This is a genomic window from Stenotrophomonas sp. YJH_SMC_54, assembly GCF_059368435.1.
In genome coordinates, this window is the sequence record NZ_JCAFRS010000012.1 from 54,829 (window position 1) to 73,994 (window position 19,166).

General features: G+C 66.4%; 20 protein-coding genes and 1 tRNA gene. 8 read left to right on the top strand and 13 right to left on the bottom strand.

Annotation, left to right across the window (positions count from 1 at the left end; genetic code table 11):
- The first annotated feature begins 149 nt into the window (after positions 1 to 149).
- Positions 150 to 3,008 (top strand): TonB-dependent receptor plug domain-containing protein, encoded by a 2,859-nt coding sequence (locus AC5P5S_RS14375; protein WP_005407725.1) that lies wholly within the window; start codon positions 150 to 152, stop codon positions 3,006 to 3,008.
- A gap of 207 nt (positions 3,009 to 3,215) precedes the next feature.
- Here AC5P5S_RS14375 and rarD read toward each other — a convergent pair whose 3' ends face one another.
- Positions 3,216 to 4,112, bottom strand: a complete 897-nt coding sequence (gene rarD / locus AC5P5S_RS14380) for an EamA family transporter RarD (RefSeq protein ID WP_012478888.1) — start codon at positions 4,110 to 4,112, stop codon at positions 3,216 to 3,218.
- Positions 4,109 to 5,014, bottom strand: a complete 906-nt coding sequence (yedA, locus tag AC5P5S_RS14385; protein ID WP_043035189.1) for a drug/metabolite exporter YedA — start codon at positions 5,012 to 5,014, stop codon at positions 4,109 to 4,111. Before yedA ends, rarD begins: the two co-directional genes overlap by 4 nt.
- Positions 5,015 to 5,237: 223 nt before the next feature.
- On the opposite strand from yedA, the gene AC5P5S_RS14390 reads away from it, so the two are divergent.
- Positions 5,238 to 6,572: an MFS transporter gene (locus AC5P5S_RS14390; RefSeq protein ID WP_062606001.1), complete on the top strand. Its 1,335-nt coding sequence runs from the start codon at positions 5,238 to 5,240 to the stop codon at positions 6,570 to 6,572.
- A 67-nt stretch (positions 6,573 to 6,639) separates the two neighbouring features.
- On the top strand, positions 6,640 to 6,939 hold the full coding sequence (locus AC5P5S_RS14395; protein ID WP_062606044.1) for a hypothetical protein: 300 nt from the start codon (positions 6,640 to 6,642) through the stop codon (positions 6,937 to 6,939).
- 268 nt (positions 6,940 to 7,207) lie between these two features.
- Here AC5P5S_RS14395 and AC5P5S_RS14400 read toward each other — a convergent pair whose 3' ends face one another.
- The 4 genes from AC5P5S_RS14400 to AC5P5S_RS14415 form a co-directional block, all read right to left on the bottom strand.
- Positions 7,208 to 8,860 carry a M28 family metallopeptidase gene (locus AC5P5S_RS14400; RefSeq protein WP_062606002.1) on the bottom strand — a complete coding sequence of 551 codons (1,653 nt, stop codon included), beginning with the start codon at positions 8,858 to 8,860 and terminating at the stop codon, positions 7,208 to 7,210.
- 105 nt (positions 8,861 to 8,965) lie between these two features.
- Entirely contained in the window at positions 8,966 to 9,898 is a 933-nt protein-coding gene (locus AC5P5S_RS14405) for an MBL fold metallo-hydrolase (protein WP_005411965.1), read from the bottom strand.
- Positions 9,899 to 10,141: 243 nt separating this feature from the next.
- Positions 10,142 to 10,438, bottom strand: a complete 297-nt coding sequence (locus AC5P5S_RS14410) for a hypothetical protein (RefSeq protein WP_005411964.1) — start codon at positions 10,436 to 10,438, stop codon at positions 10,142 to 10,144.
- A 167-nt stretch (positions 10,439 to 10,605) separates the two neighbouring features.
- Positions 10,606 to 11,898, bottom strand: a complete 1,293-nt coding sequence (locus AC5P5S_RS14415; RefSeq protein ID WP_062606004.1) for a tryptophan--tRNA ligase — start codon at positions 11,896 to 11,898, stop codon at positions 10,606 to 10,608.
- 108 nt (positions 11,899 to 12,006) lie between these two features.
- Here AC5P5S_RS14415 and AC5P5S_RS14420 point away from each other — a divergent pair, with 108 nt between their 5' ends.
- On the top strand, positions 12,007 to 12,816 hold the full coding sequence (locus AC5P5S_RS14420; protein ID WP_049449498.1) for a hypothetical protein: 810 nt from the start codon (positions 12,007 to 12,009) through the stop codon (positions 12,814 to 12,816).
- A gap of 73 nt (positions 12,817 to 12,889) precedes the next feature.
- Here AC5P5S_RS14420 and AC5P5S_RS14425 read toward each other — a convergent pair whose 3' ends face one another.
- The 3 genes from AC5P5S_RS14425 to rocF form a co-directional block, all read right to left on the bottom strand.
- Positions 12,890 to 13,111, bottom strand: a complete 222-nt coding sequence (locus AC5P5S_RS14425) for a CsbD family protein (protein ID WP_004153772.1) — start codon at positions 13,109 to 13,111, stop codon at positions 12,890 to 12,892.
- 207 nt (positions 13,112 to 13,318) lie between these two features.
- Positions 13,319 to 13,456 (bottom strand): entericidin A/B family lipoprotein, encoded by a 138-nt coding sequence (locus AC5P5S_RS14430; protein WP_005407710.1) that lies wholly within the window; start codon positions 13,454 to 13,456, stop codon positions 13,319 to 13,321.
- A gap of 160 nt (positions 13,457 to 13,616) precedes the next feature.
- Positions 13,617 to 14,537 carry an arginase gene (rocF, locus tag AC5P5S_RS14435; RefSeq protein WP_005407709.1) on the bottom strand — a complete coding sequence of 307 codons (921 nt, stop codon included), beginning with the start codon at positions 14,535 to 14,537 and terminating at the stop codon, positions 13,617 to 13,619.
- Positions 14,538 to 14,667: 130 nt separating this feature from the next.
- Between rocF and AC5P5S_RS14440 the strand changes: the two genes are divergently transcribed.
- Positions 14,668 to 15,015, top strand: a complete 348-nt coding sequence (locus AC5P5S_RS14440) for a hypothetical protein (protein WP_062606006.1) — start codon at positions 14,668 to 14,670, stop codon at positions 15,013 to 15,015.
- A 24-nt stretch (positions 15,016 to 15,039) separates the two neighbouring features.
- Here the strand turns inward: AC5P5S_RS14440 and AC5P5S_RS14445 are convergent, their stop codons facing one another.
- The gene (locus AC5P5S_RS14445; protein ID WP_062606008.1) at positions 15,040 to 15,810 is read right to left on the bottom strand and encodes a DUF3011 domain-containing protein; all 771 of its coding nucleotides are present in this window, start codon (positions 15,808 to 15,810) and stop codon (positions 15,040 to 15,042) included.
- A 594-nt stretch (positions 15,811 to 16,404) separates the two neighbouring features.
- Between AC5P5S_RS14445 and AC5P5S_RS14450 the strand changes: the two genes are divergently transcribed.
- Both AC5P5S_RS14450 and AC5P5S_RS14455 read left to right on the top strand, forming a co-directional pair.
- Positions 16,405 to 16,812: a hypothetical protein gene (locus AC5P5S_RS14450; protein ID WP_062606009.1), complete on the top strand. Its 408-nt coding sequence runs from the start codon at positions 16,405 to 16,407 to the stop codon at positions 16,810 to 16,812.
- An 80-nt stretch (positions 16,813 to 16,892) separates the two neighbouring features.
- A complete protein-coding gene (locus tag AC5P5S_RS14455; RefSeq protein WP_062606011.1) occupies positions 16,893 to 17,216 on the top strand; it encodes a hypothetical protein in 324 nt (107 codons plus the stop codon).
- 58 nt (positions 17,217 to 17,274) lie between these two features.
- Here AC5P5S_RS14455 and AC5P5S_RS14460 read toward each other — a convergent pair whose 3' ends face one another.
- On the bottom strand, positions 17,275 to 17,391 hold the full coding sequence (locus AC5P5S_RS14460; protein ID WP_462362574.1) for a helix-turn-helix domain-containing protein: 117 nt from the start codon (positions 17,389 to 17,391) through the stop codon (positions 17,275 to 17,277).
- Between the two features lie 130 nt (positions 17,392 to 17,521).
- Here AC5P5S_RS14460 and AC5P5S_RS14465 point away from each other — a divergent pair, with 130 nt between their 5' ends.
- Positions 17,522 to 17,812 carry a hypothetical protein gene (locus AC5P5S_RS14465; protein WP_062606015.1) on the top strand — a complete coding sequence of 97 codons (291 nt, stop codon included), beginning with the start codon at positions 17,522 to 17,524 and terminating at the stop codon, positions 17,810 to 17,812.
- A 384-nt stretch (positions 17,813 to 18,196) separates the two neighbouring features.
- On the opposite strand, the gene AC5P5S_RS14470 is transcribed toward AC5P5S_RS14465, so the two are convergent.
- Both AC5P5S_RS14470 and AC5P5S_RS14475 read right to left on the bottom strand, forming a co-directional pair.
- Positions 18,197 to 18,272, bottom strand: a tRNA-Thr gene (locus tag AC5P5S_RS14470).
- A gap of 40 nt (positions 18,273 to 18,312) precedes the next feature.
- Complete coding sequence (locus AC5P5S_RS14475; RefSeq protein ID WP_062606017.1) at positions 18,313 to 19,161, bottom strand: SPOR domain-containing protein; 849 nt, start codon at positions 19,159 to 19,161, stop codon at positions 18,313 to 18,315.
- Positions 19,162 to 19,166: the final 5 nt, after the last annotated feature.

Consider the following 19,166-nt stretch of genomic DNA (forward strand, 5'->3'; position numbering starts at 1 on the left):
GTTGCGATTCATTTTCGCGCACATCCGCAGCGCAGAGGCAAACAGTTACGAATGGAAACATTCTAGAATCGCCCCCCCACGTTGGTTTGCAGCACCCCACGCGTCCATAGAACGGGCGCTTGTTTTTCCTGAAACACGAGATTTCACGGATGTCCCTGAAAACCAATCCGCTGCGCAACGCGATCGTCATCGCGCTGGCCGCCAGCTGCACCACCCCCGCCTTCGCACAGAGCGCCGGCGATACCCCGACCAACCTCGATCGCATCGAAATCACCGGCTCGCGCATCCGCCAGGCCAGTGTCGAGACCGCACAGCCGGTCGTCGCGCTCAGCCGCGCCGAGATCGAGAAGAAGGGTTACATCAACGTCGCCGACATCCTGCAGGACGTCACCGCCGCCGGCGCACCGAGCCTGAGCCGCTCGTCGTCGCTGAGTTCTTCGCGCGACTTCGGCGGCACGTACGTCAGCCTGCGCAACCTCGGCCCGGAGCGCAGCCTGGTGCTGATCGACGGCCGCCGCATGGGCGTCAGCGCCGGTGGCTACTCCGACCTGGCTTCGATTCCCTCCGCGATTGTCGAGCGGGTGGAAGTGCTCACCGATGGCGCGTCCGCGCTGTACGGCTCGGACGCCATCGCCGGTGTGGTCAACATCATCACCCGCAAGAACTTCGACGGTGGCGAAGCCAGCGTCTACGTCGGCCAGTACGGTGAAGGTGACGGCCAGAAGCGCTCCTACAGCGCCACCTTCGGCAAGACCTTCGACCGCGGCTGGTTCAGCGTTGGGGCCGAGCGCACCAAGGAAGACGAGATCCTCGGCAGCGAGCGCGAGTTCAGCCGTTACCCGGGTGGCCCGCGCCATCCCGACGACGTCAAGGCACTGAACCAGACCACGCAGTGGGGCAGCGTCACCGTCGACGGCAAGTCGCTGACCGTGGGCCCGGGCGGCGACCCGAGCCAGAAGGGCAATTTCCACACGCCCAATCCGGCCGATGGTGCCAACACCAAGACCAACATGAGCCTGCTGAGCGGCCTGGAGCGCACTTCGGTGTTCGCCAACGGTGGCTTCTCGATCACCGATGACCTGCGCATCGTGGCCGACGCGCTGTACAGCAAGCGCGAGTCGACCAAGCACCTGGCCGGCTACCCCTACTCGGTGTCCACCGCACAGGCGCGCAACGGTTCCCGTGCTGCCCTGTCCAAGGACAGTGCGTTCAACCACTGGGGCCAGGACGTGCTGTTCTCGCACCGCACCGAAGAAATGCCGCGTGCGACCGAGAACAACCTGGACACCAAGCGCGCCAGCATCGGCCTGGAAGGCAGCTTTGAAACCGGTTCGCGTTACTGGGACTGGAACGTCAGCTACATGTACAACCGCAATGAAGGCGAGCGCATCGGTACCGGCAGCATGTACCAGCCGCATGTCGACCTGGCGGTCGGCCCATCCTTCATGGATGGCACCGTGGCACGCTGCGGCAGCCCGGGTGCAGTGATCGCCGGCTGCGTGCCGTGGAACCCGGCCGCGCCGATGGGCTATGCAGGCCCGGGCTCGCTGAGCAACCAGGACGTGCAGGACTACCTGTTCACCCGCTTCGTCGACAAGATGAAGAGCACCACGAAGGTCGCCAGCGCCAACATCTCCGGTTCGGTGTTCACCCTGCCGGCCGGCGACGTGATGGCCGCGATGGGCTTCGAGCACCGCAACGAAGAAGCCAGCTACACCCCGGACCTGATGGTGCAGAAGGGCCAGATTGCCGGCACCACCGGCCAGCCGACCCGTGGCGACTACTCGCTCAACGAGGTCTACCTGGAGCTGCAGGTACCGCTGCTGGCCGACATGCCGTTCGCGCGTGAACTGTCGCTGGACCTGGCCGGCCGCTACACCGACTACAACACCTTCGGTTCGACCACCAACAGCAAGTTCGGCCTGAAGTGGAAGCCGATCGACAGCCTGCTGGTACGCGCGACCTATGGCACCGGCTTCCGTGCGCCGACTGTGGACGACCTGTACGGCGGTGCGGTGAAGAGCCGTGATTCGTTCACCGATCCGTGCGATACCTCGTTCGGCATCGCTGCCAGCAGCGCGACCGTGGCCGCACGCTGCCAGGCGCTGAAGGTGCCGGCGGACTTCCGCCAGCAGACCGCGTCGGAAGGCAACGTCGCCAACCGTCCGGGCCAGCAGGGCATCGCCGATTTCGACTCCGGTTCCAATGCGAACCTGAAGCCGGAAACCGCCAAGACCTGGACCGTGGGCCTGGTGTACAGCCCCGAGTTCGTGCCGGGCCTGGACGTCAGCCTGGACTGGTGGAAGATCCGCATCGACAACGCGATCGTGGGTGAGTCGGCCACCGACATCCTCAACCAGTGCTACGTGCAGGGCGTGGATTCGGCGTGCGGCCGCTTCACCCGTTCCACCAGCGCCAAGACGCTGGGTCAGGTGACGTCGCTGGACCGCTCGCTGGTCAATGCGGGCTACCGCGAAACCGCCGGCTACGACTTCAGCCTGCGTTACCGCCTGCCGGAAACCGCGTTCGGCCGCTTTGCCGCCACCTGGAACACCACCTACACCGACTACCTGGAGCAGCGCAACGACAGCGCCGCCACCACGCCGGTGGAGCAGAAGACCGGCTGGCAGGGCAACTTCCGCGTGCGTTCGACCTTCAACCTGGATTGGCAGTACGGCGACCTGGGCATCGGCTGGACCGCCCGCTACTACTCGGGCATGAAGGAAGCCTGCTCGTATGACCTGGCCGGTGGCCCGGACTGCAACATGGCCGGCTTCGTCTCGCCGTACACCGATGCGCAGCCGAGCCGCAAGGTGGGCTCCAACACCTTCCACGACCTGCAGGTGCGTTACAGCCTGCCGTGGGACGGCACCGTGTCGCTGGGCGTGAACAACGTCTTCGACCACCAGGGTCCGATCATGTACAGCCAGCCGAACAGCAGCTTCACCTACTACGGTGGCTTCGACATCGGTCGTTTCATGTACATGAAGTACCAGCAGCGCTTCTAAGCCTGCAACCGCGTTCCCGCCACCGCCATCTCTCTCTCCTGGCGGTGGATGGAAGCAGAACGGCGCCCTTCGGGGCGCCGTTCTTTTTTGGGTGGAAGCGGGTCGGATCCCTTCGCCCTGCGAAGGGCTCTGACCCCACGCGACGGATAGAACAGGGTCAGAGCCCTCCGCGTTGCGGAGGGATCCGACCCCGCAGCCCCGCCGGCGCTAGCGCTTGGCGCGCATCGTGCGGATGTTGTCACCGACGAACAGGATCAGGCCGGCCCAGATCGCGGCGAAGCCGATCGCCTTGGCAGTATCGAACCCTTCGTGGAAGAAGAACACGCCCAGCAGCAGCTGCAGGCTCGGCGCGATGTACTGCAGGATGCCGACCAGCGACAGCGGGATGCGCTTCACGCCGTAGGCGAAACCGATCAGCGGCACTGCGGTCACTGCGCCACCGAAGACCAGCAGCAGGTCATTGCGCCAGCCCCAGCCATGGAAGAACGCGCCGCCATGGCCGTTTTCCGCCCAGATCGCGAAGGCCAGCGCCGGCAGGAACAGGTACATGCTCTCCACGCCCAGGCCGGCCACCGGATCGACCGAGACCAGCTTGCGCAGCAGGCCATACAGGCCGAACGAACAGGCCAGGCCCAGCGCGATCCACGGCGGCGTACCCGCGTCGATGGTCAGCCAGGCCACGCCCACCGCCGCCATCGCCACCGCCACCCACTGCAGGCGCCGCAGCCGCTCCTTCAGCACCAGCACGCCCAGCAGCACGTTCACCAGCGGGTTGATGAAGTAGCCCAGGCTGGTCTCGATCACATGGCCGGCGTTGACCGCCCAGATGTACAGGCCCCAGTTGAAGGCGATGGTCAGGCTCGACACCAGCAGGATCGGCAGCGCGCGCGGCTGCGCGGCGATCTTCTGCCACCAGCCCAGGCGCGAGCTGATCAAGAGCCAGCCCAGCACCATCACGGTGCTCCAGATGATGCGGTGGGCGATGATCTGGAACGAGGGTACCTCGTTGAGCAGGTGCCAATAGACCGGCACCAGGCCCCAGATCACGAAGGTGGATGCGGTAACCAGCAGGCCCCGGCGTTGTTCTTTCTCGTCCATGCTCACTTCTTTCTCGTCCTTGCCATTGTCAGCACCACCACACCCAGGAGAATCACCGCCATCGCCAGCAGGTCGCGCCAGCCGAAGCGCTCGCCGTTGAGCAGCGCGCCCAGCAGCACCGCGATCACCGGATTGACGTACGCATAGCTGCCGGCCAGCGCCGGCCGCACGTTCTGCAGCAGCCAGACGTAGGCGGTGAACGCAACGATGGAACCGAACACGCACAGGTAGGCCATCGCCAGCAGGCCACCGGTATCGGGCAGCGTGGTCGGGCGCTCGCCGACCGCCAGGCCGATCAGCACCAGCAGCACGCCACCGCAGATCATCTGCCCGGCGGCGGTCATGAACGGGCCCGGCAGGTCCAGGCCGCGCGCCCACACCGAACCGAAGGCCCAGCCGATCGGCGCGATCAGCAGCAGCACCAGCCCGGTCGGCGAGGCCGTCAGGCTGCTGCCGGCGTTGAGCCAGACTACGCCGAGGAAGCCGATGGCGATGCCCAGCCACTCACCGCGGCTGGCATGCTGCCCGCGCAGCGCCGAGAACAGCGCCATCCACAGCGGCACCGAGGCCACCGCTGTCGCGGCCAGGCCCGAGGACACCTCACGCTCGGCCAGCACCACCATGCCGTTGCCCAGCACCAGCATGGTCACGCCCATCACCACCAGGTTGCGCCACTGCCGCAGGGTCGGGTTCGGCATCTTCCAGAACAGGCGCAAGGCCAGGAACATCAGGCCACCGGCAATGATGAACCGGCTGCCGGAAACCATCGTCAGCGGCAGCGCGCCGCCGTGCAGGGCCTTGGCGATGCCCAGGTAGGTCGAGCCCCAGACCACGTAGACCAGCAGCAATGCCAGCGCGACAAGGCCACCCCGGGGGGCAGCCGCAGACGAAGAGGGGGGAACCGACATGACACACCAGGGAGCCGGGGGAAGGCGGATTCTAGGACGTTTTGAGTATGGTCCGGCACCCCGGACGGTGGCACGCTGTCATCCATCCATGCACCCTGCTCTGGTCTGCTACCCCGTGTTGACGGCCGATGCAGTACCAAGAGGGCTGCCCGGCCGCGCCGCCCCAAGGCCGGGCGCCGTTTTCCCTGCGCACGGACGCGCCGCATCGAGGATTCCCACCCAGATGAGCACCACGTCCCAACCTGCCGTACCCGCGAACGACCGCGCTGCCCTGCGCCGGTCGATCTCCAATACCCTCAAAGGCTCCGCCGGCAACCTGGTGGAGTGGTATGACGTCTACGTGTACTCGGTGTTCGCCGTGTACTTCGAATCGCAGTTCTTCTCGCCGGACGACAAGAACTCCACGATGTACGTGTGGGCGATCTTCGCCGCCACGTTCCTGATGCGCCCGATCGGTGCCTGGTTCTTCGGCCGCTTCGCCGACCGCCACGGCCGTCGGTTGGCGCTGACTGTCTCGGTCACGCTGATGGCGCTGTGCTCGTTCCTGATCGCCATCACCCCCACCGCCGCCAGCATCGGCATCTGGGCCGCAGTCATCCTGCTGTTCGCGCGCCTGCTGCAGGGCTTCGCCACCGGCGGCGAGTACGGCGCCAGCGCCACCTACATGTCCGAGGCCGCCATTCCCGGCCGTCGCGGCTTTCTGTCCTCCTTCCACTACGTCACCCTGGTTGGCGGCCATGTGCTGGCCCAGCTGACCCTGCTGCTGATGCTGACCTTCTGGGGCAAGCCGGAGATCTCCGAGTGGGGCTGGCGCATCGCCTTCGGCATCGGTGGCATCGCCGCGGTGGTGGTGTTCTGGCTGCGCCGCGGCATGGACGAATCGCTGTCGGAGTCGTCGATCGAAGCTGCGCGTGAGGGCAAGGCGCAGAAGTCCGGCTCCATGTACGAGCTGTTCGTGCACCAGTGGCGGCCGCTGCTGCTGTGCTTCCTGATCACCGCCGGTGGCACCGTGGCCTTCTACACCTACTCGGTGAACGGCCCGAAGATGATCCAGAGCGCATTCGCGGGCAACGACCCGATGACCGGCACCCTGATCAACCTGGGCGTGCTGACGTTCCTGATGGTGCTGCAGCCGGTCGGCGGCTGGCTGTCGGACATCATCGGCCGCAAGACCCTGCTGGTGTTCTTCGGTGTGGGCGGCGTGCTGTACAGCTGGTACCTGATCACCCAGCTGCCGCACCAGCATGACGCCACCCTGGCCTTCCTGACCCTGGCGCTGGCGTTCGTCATCCTCACCGGCTACACCTCCATCAACGCCGTGGTGAAGGCCGAGCTGTTCCCGACCCACGTGCGTGCGCTGGGCGTAGGCCTGGGTTACGCGCTGGCCAACTCGCTGTTCGGCGGCACCGCCCCGCTGCTGTACCAGGGCGCGCTGAAGACCGGCCACGTCGACTGGTTCGCCATCTACGTGACCGCAACGATCGCGGTATCGTTGGTGGTCTATGTGTTCTTCCTCACCAACAAGGGCCCGAACTGGCTCGACGGCACCCGCAAGTAAGCGCGTTGCCGTGATCGCGGCCACCGGTGCACTGCCGGTGGCCGCTGCATCTCCCGCCACGCCACTGATGTGGATCGCGGCGGCGCTGGCCGCAGCCACGGCACTGGCCTGGCTGCTGCGCCGCCCCAACGCACAGGCCGCGTGGCCACGCACCGGGTTCGGGGTCGCCCTGCTGGTGTTCTGCTCCGCGCTGGCGCTGCAGCTGGCGGTGGACCTGGGCAGCGGCCACAGCTCGCTGCAACTGCGCCTGCATCGCGGCATCAATGCAGGGTCGCCGGTTGGCCTGCGCACGATGGTGGCGTGCTATCTGGCAGCGCTCGCGGCCGGCGGCTGGGGCGCATGGACGCTGCTGCGCCGGCGCAGGTAGTGCCGGCCGCAGGGCGGCAATCCGCAATCCGCAATCCGCAATCCGCAATCCGCAATCGGCAATCGGCAATCCGCAATCCGCAATCCGCAATCGGCAATCCGCAATCGGCAATCAGCAATCAGCAATCAGCAATCAGCAATCGGTAGAGTCGACTGCTAGTCGACTGCTCTCTCTGTCTGCACCGGAAAACCCGCGCTGCGCGCGATAGTCGACTGGCAGTCGACTCTACCCCCGGCGGAATGACATGACACCCCGCCGGTCCCGAGCCTCAGCGGCGGGCCGCTTCGCTCTTGTCCCGCGTGCTGCGGAACTCCGATTCCTTCTCCCACGTCGGCCAGCGGCGGCTGTTGGCCAGCTCGGCACCCAGGTCGTAGACCAGCAGGGTGTCGGCCGCGTGGCCGCTCGGATCCCAGCTCGGGGTCCAGGCATCGCAGGCCTGGTGGTAGCAGTCGGCGAAGTACTTCTCGCGCAGCGCGCGGCCGGCTTCAACGCCGCCGTCCAGCTTGTCCAGGCCCGGGCCGATGGTGATCGCCGGCACGCCCAGGCGGGCAAAGGCGAAGTGGTCGGCGCGGTAGAAGAAGCCGGCCTCCAGGTTCGGGTCCGGGCTGTAGCTGCGACCGCGGGCCTTGGCCACGCGTTCCAGGTCGCCTTCCAGCGACACCCGGCCCTTGCCCCACGAAGCGATGTCGCGGGTCGCGCCATCCGGGCTGAACATCTCGATGTTCAGCACTGCAGCGGTCTTGTCCAGCGGCGCCAGCGGATGCGCGGCGTAGTAGCTGGCGCCCAGCAGGCCCTTCTCTTCGGCGGTGAGGGCCACGAAGTACAGCGTGCGCTGCGGCTGCGGGCCGGCGGCGAACACGCGGCCCAGTTCCAGCACCGTGGCCACGCCGGTGGCGTTGTCGATCGCACCACGGCGGATGCGGTCGCCCTTGGCGTCGGCTTGGCCGATACCGAAGGCATCCCAGTGCGCGGAGAAGATCACGGCCTCGTCGGCGTGTTCACCACCGGGCAGCTTGGCCACCACGTTGCGGGTCACCACCTGCTCGCGCTTGAGTGCGAAATCCACGCTCAGCTTCGCGTTGTCCAGTGCCACCGGGCGGAAGTCGGCACGCATCGCCTTGCGCTTCTCGGCATCGAAGTCGAGGCCGGCGTCGGCGAAGATCGCCTCGGCAAGTTCGCGCTGCATCCAGCCACGCAGCGGCGTGTGCTGCGCCATCGCCTCGGCCTGGCCGCGTTCGATGTCGAACAGCGGCGAGGTGCCCGAGCTCTTCACAGTGGCCCAGCCATAGGCGGCCGGCGCGGTCTCGTGCACGATCAGCACACCCTCGGCACCACGGCGCGCGGCTTCCTCGAACTTGTAGGTCCAGCGGCCGTAGTAGGTCACCGCCTTGCCATCGAACGCGCCCGGCGCATCGGCTTCGAAATCGGCGTCGTTGATCAGCACCACGGCGATCTTGCCGTGCAGGTCCACGTCCTTGTAGTCGTTCCAGTGGCGTTCCGGTGCGTCGATGCCATAGCCGACGAACACCAGTGGCGCGTCTTTGATCTGCACGCGCTTGCGCGGCTGCAGGCTCTGCAGGGTCACGTCCACGCCGTTGGCCAGCGCGCGCTTGCCCTGCTTCAGCGACAGGCTGGCCTTGGCCGGGCCGTCCAGCTGCGCGCGCACCAGCGGCACCGGCTGCACCCAGCTGCCATCCACGCCACCCGGCTGCAGGCCGTAGCTGCGGAACTGCTCGATCAGGTACTGCACCGTGCGCTCTTCGCCCTCGGTGGCCGGCGCGCGGCCCTCGAATTCATCCGATGCCAGCACACGCACGTGCCGCGACAGTGCCTGCGGATCGATGCCGCCACCCGGCAGGTCGTTGGCCGCATGGGCCAGCCCGCCGACGAACAGGCAGGACGACAGCAGCAACACGCGCATCGGATTCACGGCAGTACCACGGCTAGCTTGGAAGTCACCAGAGTGTAACGTGGTCGTGACACCACGGCGCAACCTGGGCCCACGTCATCCACGCATGGCGTGGATCTACCTGCTGATGCGGTCCAGCCAGCAGGCCAGGCCCTGCGCGTTGAGTTCGATGTCCATCGCCAGAACAGCGATCACCGCCGCATCGTCCAGCGCACAGCCATGCAGCTGTGCACGTTCCAGGTACAGCGCCTGCAGCGCGGCCAGCAGGCAGCGGTGGCGGTCGGGGCGGCCATCGCACTGGCGGCCGATGGTGGCCATCGCATCGATCTGTTCGAACAGGTCGTTGGCCAGTTTCTGCACCTGCTCCACGCGGCCGTAGTGGGTCAGGTACATCGCCTGCGGGCCATAGCCCAGCATGCGCTGGATCGAGGCCTTCATCGCTTCCGGGTCGAACTGCACCGGCGACGAGGTCGGGAAGATGAAGGCCCCCTGCGCGCTGTCCAGCTCGCGGTAGGAAATGCCGAAGGTATCGCCGGTGAACCAGCTGCGGCTGCGCGCATCCCACACGCAGTAATGGTGCAGTGCGTGGCCCGGGGTGTGCAGCAGCACCAGCTCGCGGCCGGCCAGGTCGATACGGTGGCCGTCCTCGGCCACCACCACACGATGTTCGGGAATGGCCTCGATACGACCATAGCTGCGCGCGATTTCCTCGGCACCGTACACCGCCGTGGCACCGGCAATCAGCCGGGTCGGGTCGATCATGTGCGGCGCACCGCGCGGGTGCAGCACTGCCTTTGCGTTGGGCAGCTGCTGCATCAGCAGGCCGGCGCCGCCGGCGTGGTCCAGGTGCACGTGCGTGAGCAGCAGCCAGTCCACCGCGTCAACGGCCAGACCCGCGTTGGCCAGCGCCTGCAGCATCGCCGGCACCGACAGGCCGGTGCCACAGTCGACGAACGCGGCGCGGTCGTTTTGAACGATCAGATAGGCCGCGTCGAAGTCGGGACGCTGGAAGCCGGTATCGATGGTGTGGATGCTGGGGTCGGCGATCATCGGCACGCACCTGGCAGGATCGGGAACAGACGCCCATGGTAGGCGCGCGGGCGGTCCGGGTTCGATGCGGCTTTGGTCGGGTGGTGCCGGGTTGTGGCCGGGTAGAGTCGACTGTCAGTCGACTGTCGCGCGCAGCGCGGGCTTCCAGAAGAGCAGTCGACTCACAGTCGACTCTACCAAGGGCAAGCGCAGGCAAGCGCAGGCCAACCAACCGCAGGTCCAGCGGGTGCGCAAGGGCCAGGTTCAGCGCAATGCGAACCGCGGCCGCAGCAGCAGGGCCAGCACCAGCACCGCCAGGAATGCGCCGTAGGCGTACAGCACCGCCAGTACCTGCGGCCAGATCGGGCCGGCGCCGGGCTGTGCCATGCCAAGTCGATACCCCCACAGCATCGACTCGATGCTCAGGGCGAAGGCCAGCAACAGGGTGGTGCCATCGAACAGGCGCCGCCGCGGGGTGCGCGGCTGGCGCGGGAACAGCCAGTACAGGCTGCCCAGCAGCAGGAACCAGGGCAGGAACAGCAGCAGCGACAACCAGGCCATCGCAGACTCCATGTCATCGCGCCTGAGGCGCGCGGACATCATGCCATGACCTTCGTTCGCGGGTAGTGCCGGCCGCTGGCCGGCGTTTTCCTACGCAGTGCCGTGGTAGTGCCGGCCGCTGGCCGGCATTTCCTATGCAGTTGCCGGCCAGCGGCCGGCACTACCCCTTACGCTTCGCGCAGCATGGCCAGGGCCGCCAGCACGGCGTCCACTTCGGCTTCCAGCTTGAACAGTTCGCTCTGCAGCTGGTCACCCTGCTCCGCCTGCTTGATCACGGCAATCAACTGCCCCGCGTCGCGCGGCGAATCGAAGCCTTCGCTCTGGATCAGCAGCGTGCCGTCACCGGCGGTCAGCTTGAAGTAGAAGCGGCCGTCCTTCTCGCGGTACTGCTTGAACAGTGGCGGTGCCACGCGGGCCACGCCGGCGTCCTCGCTGGCGATATCGCCTGCGCTGGACAGGTCACGCAGGCCCACCGCATGGCGCAGCTCGTCCAGCAGCGGTGCCGCCAGCTGCTCGCGCAGCTGCTGGCCACGGCGCTTGAGCAGCGCCTCGATCTTCTCCGGCTCGGCCATCAGCGCGTTGTAGCGCTCGCGCAGCGGCGACAGCTCGCTGTCGATGCGCTCGAACAGCTGCTGCTTGGCGTCACCCCAGCTGATGCCGGCGGCGAACGCCTTGGCGAATTCGGCGGTCTGTTCCGGGGTTGCGAAGGCCTGGTACATCTGGAACAGCGCCGAGCCCTCGGTGTCCTTCAGCTCGCCGGGTGCGCGCGAGTCGGTCAGGATCGAGAACACCAGCTTCTTCAGCTCCTCGCGCGGCACGAACAGCGGAATGGTGTTGTGGTAGCTCTTGCTCATCTTGCGGCCATCCAGGCCCGCCAGCGTCGCCACCTGCTCGTCGATCACCACGTCCGGCAGCGGGAAGTACTCCTTGCCATACACGTGGTTGAAGCGCTGGGCGAAGTCGCGCGCCATCTCGATGTGCTGGATCTGGTCACGGCCCACCGGTACCTGGTTGGCCTTGAAGATGAGGATATCTGCGGCCATCAGCACCGGGTACATGAACAGGCCGGCGCTGACGCCTGCGTCCTCGTCCACGCCTTCCTCGCGGTTCTTGTCCACCGCCGCCTTGTAGGCGTGCGCGCGGTTGAGGATGCCCTTGCTGGCGATGGCGGTCAGGAACCACATCAGCTCGGTGGTCTCGCGGATGTCGCTCTGCCGGTAGAACCACACGTGTTCCGGGTCCAGGCCACAGGCCAGCCAGCTGGCCGCGATCTCCAGGGTCGCGCGCTGGGTGCGCTGCGGGTCCTGGGACTTGATCAGGCTGTGCAGGTCGGCCAGGAAGAAGAAGCTCTCGATCCCCGGCGCGCGGCTGGCCGCGATGGCCGGACGGATGGCGCCAACGTAGTTGCCCAGGTGGGGCGTGCCGGAGGGGGTGATGCCGGTAAGGACTCGGGTGGTCATGACTGCGTGGGGTAACCTTCGATGAACGGGGCCAGTTTACCTTGCACGCCACCAACCCCGTCAGGGCCTGCGGCGCGTTCATTCACGCAACCCCGCTGGAGACACCCGATGAAACGCCTGCTGCCCCTGCTGTTGATCCTGCCCCTGGCCGGCTTCCGCCCCGCCCCGGTGCCGCCGCCGGCCTACGAGGGCGGCCCCGTGCGCATGTCTCTGGTCGACCGCGACCGCGGCACCGAATTGCGCAGCTACCCTGCCGAGGGCCAGCGCTGGGTGGCCGGCGAGCGCGGCCACCGCTACGCCGTGCGCCTGTACAACGACAGCCCGCGCCGGGTGCTGGTGGTGCTGTCGGTGGACGGCGTCAACGCCATCTCCGGCGAGGATGCCGATCCGTCGCAGACCGGCTACGTGCTCAACCCCGGCCAGCGCGCCGACATCACCGGCTGGCGCAAGAGCCAGGATGAAGTGGCGCAGTTCGTGTTCAGCAGCCCCAGCGGCAGCTATGCCAGCCGCACCGGTCGCCCGGACAACATCGGCGTGGTCGGCGTGGCGGTGTTCGAGGAAGCGCGCCGCTGGCGTCCGGATCCGATCCTGCGCCGCAGCCTGCCGCTGCCGGCACCGGCCCCGACGGCCGAAGCGGCGGCCGATGCCAGCGCCAGCAACAGCCGCATCGAGGGCTATGCCAGCAAGTCACAGGCCCCTGCGCTGGGCACCGGCCACGGCGCACGCGAGCAGTCGTCGGTACGCGATACCGACTTCGAACGCGCCAGCCGCAGCCCGGCGCAGGTTCTGCAGCTGCGCTACGACAGCGCCCGCAATCTGCGCGCGCGCGGCATCCTGGTCGATACACCGCCGTCGCGCCTGCCGCGCGAACCGCAGGCGTTCCCCAACCGCTATGTGCCGGACCCGCCGGCGCGTTGATCGGCCGCCCAGACAGCACAACGCCCGCAACCTCTCGGTGCGGGCGTTGTGCCGTGGGGGAAAACCGTAGCGCTTACTTGTAGTCCGGGTAGTCCTTGCTCACGGCATCCTGGAACTCACGGACTTCCTTCTCAGCGCGATCCTTGGCCCAGCCATAACGTTCCTGCAGGCGGCCGGCCAGATACTCGGCATTGCCTTCAGCCACATCGAAGTCGTCGTTGGTCAGATCGCCCCACTTGGCCTGGGCCTTGCCCTTCAGCTGCGACCACTTGCCGGAAATGATGTCTTTGTTCATTGCTGGGAGTCCTTGGTTGCAACGGCGTTCTTACCGTGGCTACAGCTTCGCGCAGCGGCTGTTGAGCGCCGGTCAACCGACCATGAAAGCACTGCTCACCTGCTTGAATGGTTCACTACGCTTCGACACGTACGCTGCAGAAAAACGCGCAAGAAAAAAGGCCGGGGAGGTCCCCCCGGCCTTTTTGCTTTCCGTTCCACTTCAGGCTCAACGGCCCTTGGCGGCATCCTCAACCTTTTCGCCAGCCTTCTGCACGTCCTTGCCGGCACCGGCAACGGTGTTGCAACCGGCCAGCAGGGCCACCGAGAACATCGACAACAGCATCAGGGCAACTACGCGCTTCATGGGCTTCTCCTTGGGTTCGCCGCTATACCGCTTCATTCGCGGATGGGGTTCGGTCGCTCGGCGGAAGGAGCCAATGCCACTGCCGCCGCGTGATGTGCAATCTGGCGGCAGGGGCGTGGAGCGGGTGTGAACGGATCATCGATCCGTTCAGGCGGAGAGCTCAGTCGCGCATCAGGGTGGACTTGCCGAACAGGCTTTCGACCAGGTCCACGGCCAGTTCGGCGGTGGCATTCTGCTTGTCCAGCAAGGGGTTGAGCTCGACGATGTCCAGCGAACCCATGCGCCCGGTGTCGGCAATCATCTCCATCACCAGCTGCGCCTCGCGGTAGTTCACCCCGCCCGGCACGGTGGTGCCGACGCCCGGTGCGATGCTCGGGTCGAGGAAATCCACATCGAAGCTGACATGCAGGTGGGTGTTCTCGTCGATGCCCGCCAGTGCTGCCTCGACCGCGCGCTTCATGCCGTTCTCGTCGATGTAGCGCATGTCGTAGACATCCACCTTGTGGGTCTTGATCAGGCGCTTCTCTTCCGGGTCCACCGAACGGATGCCGATCTGGTGCACCTGGATGGGGGTGATCGCCGGTGCGCTGCCGCCGAGGTGGGTCAGCGCCTTCGGGCCGAGGCCGCACAGGCAGGCCACCGGCATGCCGTGGATGTTGCCCGATGGAGTGACATCGCTGGTGTTGAAGTCCGAATGCGCATCCAGCCACAGCACGCGCAGGGTCTTGCCCTGCTCGCGGCACCAGCGTGCCACGGCAGTGATCGAACCGATGCCCAGGCAGTGGTCGCCGCCGAGCATGATCGGCATGCGGCCGGCCTGCAGTTCGGCATAGCTGGCTTCCATCAGCGCGTGGTTCCACGCCACCACTTCATCCAGGTGGCGGTAGCCTTCCACCGGCGCGGTCCACGGATTGCGCGGACCATCCAGGTTGCCCAGGTCGCGCACATCCACGCCGCGCGCCTCGAGCGCTTCCGGCAGCCCAGCCACGCGCAGCGCTTCCGGCCCCAGCCGTGCACCGCGATGGCCCGCACCCACATCGGTGGGAACGCCAATCAGCGATACGGAAATGGGATGGGCCATGGGTGCCTCCTGCGGGGGAAAAAGAAGCACAGTCTAGCCAGAGCTGTGTGACACCACTCGCGGCGGTGCAGCAGGGCCATTGCATGGCATGATGCCGCGCGGACCTGCCCCCGCTTCATGGAAGATTGCGATGTCGCCCTTCATCAATACGGCCTGGCCGCGCTTTTTCATCGGGGCGCTACCCATCGCCGCTCTTGCGGTTTTTTTCAGCAGCTCGATCGATGCGTCGCAGAACGGTTGGTTGATGCAGGCGACGCTGCTGCTGGTGCCGTTCTCGACCCTGGTATTCCTCGGGTTGGGTTGGCAGCGTCTGCGCAAAGCACACGCCGAACACCCGATTCTGAAAAGCGAGCTGCCCCGTGTGGCGACGGCATTGATCGGCAACGTGAAGCTGGCGGCGCTATGGTTCGGCCTGACCTTCGTTGGCATGTTCACCCTGATGCTGGCGTGGGTGTTGCTGTATAAGTCCTGCGGCTGAAGCCTGCCCCAACCCGCTGCGCGCTCAGCGTCCGCGGCGGCGAACCGGCGTCAGGCTCTGCACCTGGCCGTTGTTGCGCATCATGCACAGGAAGCGGCCATCGGGGTAATCGATGATCAGTTCCTGGTAATCGCTGCCCACCGGCATCTGGGTGACCAGAGCGCCCTGCGCGCCCTTGCGCATGTTGCAGGCGCCCAACGCGGTATCGCCTGCCGGCGCGGGGGTAGTCACCGAGGACACATTGCGGAACACCGCGCGGCAGCCGCCATTGACCCACACCGAGTGCCGCGACAGGCCCCAGTTCTTGCCCTCCTCGCAGCGGGTACGGCTGAGCTGGCGCACGATTTCCACATTGCCACGGGTATTCAGATCGCACGACACCTGTTGCTGGCCGGTGGATTCGCAAGTGACTTCGCGCGGCAGCGCGGCATCCCCGGCGGCAGCGTCGCCAGGGCGGGCGCTGTTTGTGGCGGGCGCGGGCGCACCGCTGCTACTGACCTGGCAGATGCCATTGGCGCCGCCTCGGCCGGTGTAGCTGACCTGCGGCGAGCCGTCATCGTTGCGGCTGATCGACAGGGTGATGCCGCTGTTGACATCGCGTGCTTCGAAATAGCGGTCGTTGAAACGTTTCAACGCCGTCTCGCGGCCCTGCACGTAGACCGGCCCGCCTTCATCAGCGTGCACATCGATACCGCCCGGGCAGCTGGCGTTGAAGAACGGTACCGCAGCCATGGCCGGGGCCGCGAAAGCGGTGGATACCAGTGCGACGGTGAGCGACAGGGCGTGGCGACGCATGTGCGGATCCCGAAGAGGCCCAGGTGGGCGTGTAGCGGCAGTATGCGGTGGGCGCTGCGGGCGGTCCGTGAGGAATATCAAGATCCGGGTAGCGCGCGTGGGGATTCACGTCTGGTATCGTTGCCTTGGTGCCTTGCCGAGGCTGTTAAGCCGGCTTTACGTCGCACGCTACTGTAAGCCGTGCGGCAACAGTGGCGCAGCCCGGATGACCGATGATGACGGCGCTGCGCGATATGTCGCTTCTGGCATTGCGATGCTCGAAACGGGCCAAACGCGATAATTCATTTTTCCTTTCAGATCACCCGATGCCATCGAAACAAACGACTGGCAGGCGGTGATTTCACGTGCGCATGATGAATCGCCACCTGCAAAGGTGGCCGGGACTTCCAAGCCCGTTTAATCGAAGCTGTATACGCTTGCCAGCCGGCGCCGTCTTCCCAAGAGCGGCGCCGGCTGGCAATCCGTTCGCCGATCGACGGCGGGCGGTGCGTGGGGGCCCTGTGCCCACCGGCTCATCGATTTCCGGTCTTGGAAGCCACGCATCGCCCGCCACCCTCTTCGGGTGGCACCTCTGTTGCCGACGAGGATGCCCGCATGCTCAAGCCCCATCACCCGTACCTGACCGCCACCCTGGGCGAGGCTGCCTTGCGCCTGCCGCCCGAACTGGCGCAGCCGTTGGAAGCTGCTTTCGCTGCCGCGAACGAGGCGCCCGCGCCCATCAACCTGCCCGGCTGCCTGCAGCGCATCCAGGCCGGTGACGCCGCCGATGGACAGCCGTGGCAGGGACCGGCAGGCACACCTGGCGACGCCGTGGCTGCCGCACGCAGGGACCGCGCCGCAGTGGGCCTGGTATCGCTGCTGGAGCTGTACCACGCCGCAGAGCGCGTGCGCGTGGATGGGGAAGAGAAGGACGACATCGGCGATGGCACGCGCGAGGGTCTGATGCTGGCCTGCCGGGGGCTGGCGGAGTATGTGGCGTTGCAGGTGGGTGGGGCTCAGTAATGCAGAACATTGAGATGCCCAATGCACAGGTTCACAACGTCACTGCCCCGGCTAGCGAATCAGGCAGACCCGCTGCTGGAATGAGCGCACCCTATCCAAACCTGAAGCCTGTTCTCGTTGAGCTGCGGCTGGACGAAGTGGATTCGCGCGCCGGCGCTGTTGCCGAGTTGATCGCCTCCACCGCACGCCCCATGGCGCTCTCGATAAGCCCTGAAGTCATGTGGTACAGCTTCGTGCTGAATGACAGAGCCATCACCCGGATCCGTCCTGGAACGCGGACGAATTGCACGATCTCATTCATCAATTACGAAGGTGCGAAGGAGGTGTTCACTTGTGGCACGTCGGCCGCCTTCGGAGATGGATCGTCGACAAGGGGGTTGATCCGCATCATCCGGTTTGATTGAACCTGTCCGCACCAGACTTTTCCGAGATGGCGGAGCTTGAGCGAAAGGCCCTGATGCTTTACACAGCGCTGGCATGCAATCGCACACCCAGGGCACGGGTCACCTTCAGGATGGTGGCGAAATCAGAGCTGCGCTCGCCGGACAGTGCGCGGTACAGATCACAACGCACCGTCATTCCGCACGATCGATGCCGAGCAAGCCCCGGGGGCTGGCGCGGGCGCTCGGCTCTGCCCTCAAGTACACCAAGCCGCTGCCGATAACTGCCAGACAGGGGAACTCTTGGACTACAGACTGGAGAGCACTTCATGCTGCAAAGCTTGTCGGAAGGTTTTTCGCTGGGCATCTGGACACTAATCGGTGCCGCAGTCGGGCCCCTAGTGGTCGCAGCCGGGTTCGGCTTCCGTAAGGTCGTGGCCTACTTCAACGGAGTACCCACACCGGAGCGCCCTTTCAAGGCGTGGTGTGCGTTGGCTGCGATCCTGTTCGCCATCGCAGGTTCGATGTGGCAGGCCAAGGCTGGGCCGTTTGCCGAGTGCCGTGAGGCAGGCGGCACCAATGCGCAGTGCTTCATTCTGCCGCAGAGCAGCAGGGCCTAGAACGAAAGGGCCGCCCCTTGGGGCGGCCTCTCTTGGGCAGCAGCAGACCATTTTCCTGCGGCACTACGCCATTGGGTCGTGGCGGGCACCAGCTCGAGCCAGTCGAAGGCGATTACGTTCTGGCTCAGGCACTCGTTGATCGGAGTCATGCGATCTGAAGCTACGCCAGTTCCTAACCCACAGCTAAGCAAGGACGCTGATAGCCACATCACCGAAGCCAAACGTTGACTGCACGACCATTTCGAGCGAGCGGCCAGCTCGTCCGTGAAAAAAAAGGCCGGCGCTAATGTTCCCGGCAATTCCCAGGAAGACGCAAAAGGCCAGCGCACAGCACTGGCCTTTTGATTGAAACCCCTAATTCAAGGCGTTTCGGCGCTTCCCGAGTGGTGCCGCTTATCCGAATCGAACGGATGACCTACTGTTTACAAGACAGTTGCTCTACCAACTGAGCTAAAGCGGCATGGGTGGTGCACCGGCGGCAGCGCCGCAGTCCGGGGATTCTAGCGCAACCGCGTGCATTCCAGCGACCGGCTCTGTGCCGCCCCGCTGCGCTGCTGGGCCTGGGCCGGCTGCGTGCCTGCCGCCAGCTGCCCTTCCAGCCACCACTGGCCGGCGTCGCCGCTGGCGACAAGGCGCGGCTGGAAGCCGGCGGCCTGCACCGCCGCCATGCGCCGCTCGGCGCCTTCGCGGTTGCGGTACTGGCCCAGCGCCACGGCGTTGGCCTCCTCGCCTTGGCTGATGATGTAGTAGTCGCTCAGGCCAGCGGCGACGATGCGTTTCACGGTGGCCTGGGCTTCTTCGCGGTTGGCGGCGGCCGGCAGCATCACCCGGTAACGGGCACTGCCGCTGGCAGCGGGCTGTTCGCGCAGGCGCACCTGGCTGAGCAGCGTGCTGGCCTTGCCTTGCGCATTGGTCGCGGCGGCGCGGTCGGCGAACGGGCCCAGCGCGATGCAGCGCGGCGGTTCGGCAGCCACGGGCGGGGTTACGGGCTTTTCCGGCGCCGGGGTCGGTGCAGGCGGTGTTGCCGGCTTGGCAGCGGCAGCAACCGGCGTAGCCTCAGCCGCCTGCGGCTTGGCAATCTCCGGCTTGGCCGGGGCGGCGAGCGCCGGCGTTACAGCCACGGCCGTCTTCTCCGCCGGTTCGCGCTCCATCAACGGCGCGGTCGGCGCGGCGGCCGTGGCTTCGGCGGCCGCCGCGGCATCCACGCCACCGGGCACCCAGCGCAGCTCGGCCACGCCGGCGGGTTGCGGCGGCGGCGCAGGCTTCTGCGGTGCATCGCGCAGCAGCCACCAGCAGGCGACGCCAAGATTGAGGATGGCCAGTACGACGATCAGGGCACGGGTCAGCATGCGCG

Coding starts and splice junctions, on each gene's coding strand:
- AC5P5S_RS14375 (WP_005407725.1), top strand. CDS start 150: ATGTCCCTGAAAACCAATCCGCTGCGCAACGCGATCGTCATCGCGCTG.
- rocF (WP_005407709.1), bottom strand. CDS start 14,537: ATGGCCCATCCCATTTCCGTATCGCTGATTGGCGTTCCCACCGATGTG.
- yedA (WP_043035189.1), bottom strand. CDS start 5,014: ATGTCGGTTCCCCCCTCTTCGTCTGCGGCTGCCCCCCGGGGTGGCCTT.
- AC5P5S_RS14475 (WP_062606017.1), bottom strand. CDS start 19,161: ATGCTGACCCGTGCCCTGATCGTCGTACTGGCCATCCTCAATCTTGGC.
- AC5P5S_RS14400 (WP_062606002.1), bottom strand. CDS start 8,860: ATGCGCGTGTTGCTGCTGTCGTCCTGCCTGTTCGTCGGCGGGCTGGCC.
- AC5P5S_RS14420 (WP_049449498.1), top strand. CDS start 12,007: ATGAAACGCCTGCTGCCCCTGCTGTTGATCCTGCCCCTGGCCGGCTTC.
- AC5P5S_RS14415 (WP_062606004.1), bottom strand. CDS start 11,898: ATGACCACCCGAGTCCTTACCGGCATCACCCCCTCCGGCACGCCCCAC.
- AC5P5S_RS14425 (WP_004153772.1), bottom strand. CDS start 13,111: ATGAACAAAGACATCATTTCCGGCAAGTGGTCGCAGCTGAAGGGCAAG.
- AC5P5S_RS14460 (WP_462362574.1), bottom strand. CDS start 17,391: ATGACGGTGCGTTGTGATCTGTACCGCGCACTGTCCGGCGAGCGCAGC.
- AC5P5S_RS14450 (WP_062606009.1), top strand. CDS start 16,405: ATGCTCAAGCCCCATCACCCGTACCTGACCGCCACCCTGGGCGAGGCT.
- AC5P5S_RS14465 (WP_062606015.1), top strand. CDS start 17,522: ATGCTGCAAAGCTTGTCGGAAGGTTTTTCGCTGGGCATCTGGACACTA.
- AC5P5S_RS14455 (WP_062606011.1), top strand. CDS start 16,893: ATGAGCGCACCCTATCCAAACCTGAAGCCTGTTCTCGTTGAGCTGCGG.
- AC5P5S_RS14410 (WP_005411964.1), bottom strand. CDS start 10,438: ATGGCCTGGTTGTCGCTGCTGCTGTTCCTGCCCTGGTTCCTGCTGCTG.
- AC5P5S_RS14440 (WP_062606006.1), top strand. CDS start 14,668: ATGTCGCCCTTCATCAATACGGCCTGGCCGCGCTTTTTCATCGGGGCG.
- AC5P5S_RS14445 (WP_062606008.1), bottom strand. CDS start 15,810: ATGCGTCGCCACGCCCTGTCGCTCACCGTCGCACTGGTATCCACCGCT.
- AC5P5S_RS14395 (WP_062606044.1), top strand. CDS start 6,640: ATGTGGATCGCGGCGGCGCTGGCCGCAGCCACGGCACTGGCCTGGCTG.
- AC5P5S_RS14430 (WP_005407710.1), bottom strand. CDS start 13,456: ATGAAGCGCGTAGTTGCCCTGATGCTGTTGTCGATGTTCTCGGTGGCC.
- AC5P5S_RS14390 (WP_062606001.1), top strand. CDS start 5,238: ATGAGCACCACGTCCCAACCTGCCGTACCCGCGAACGACCGCGCTGCC.
- AC5P5S_RS14405 (WP_005411965.1), bottom strand. CDS start 9,898: ATGATCGCCGACCCCAGCATCCACACCATCGATACCGGCTTCCAGCGT.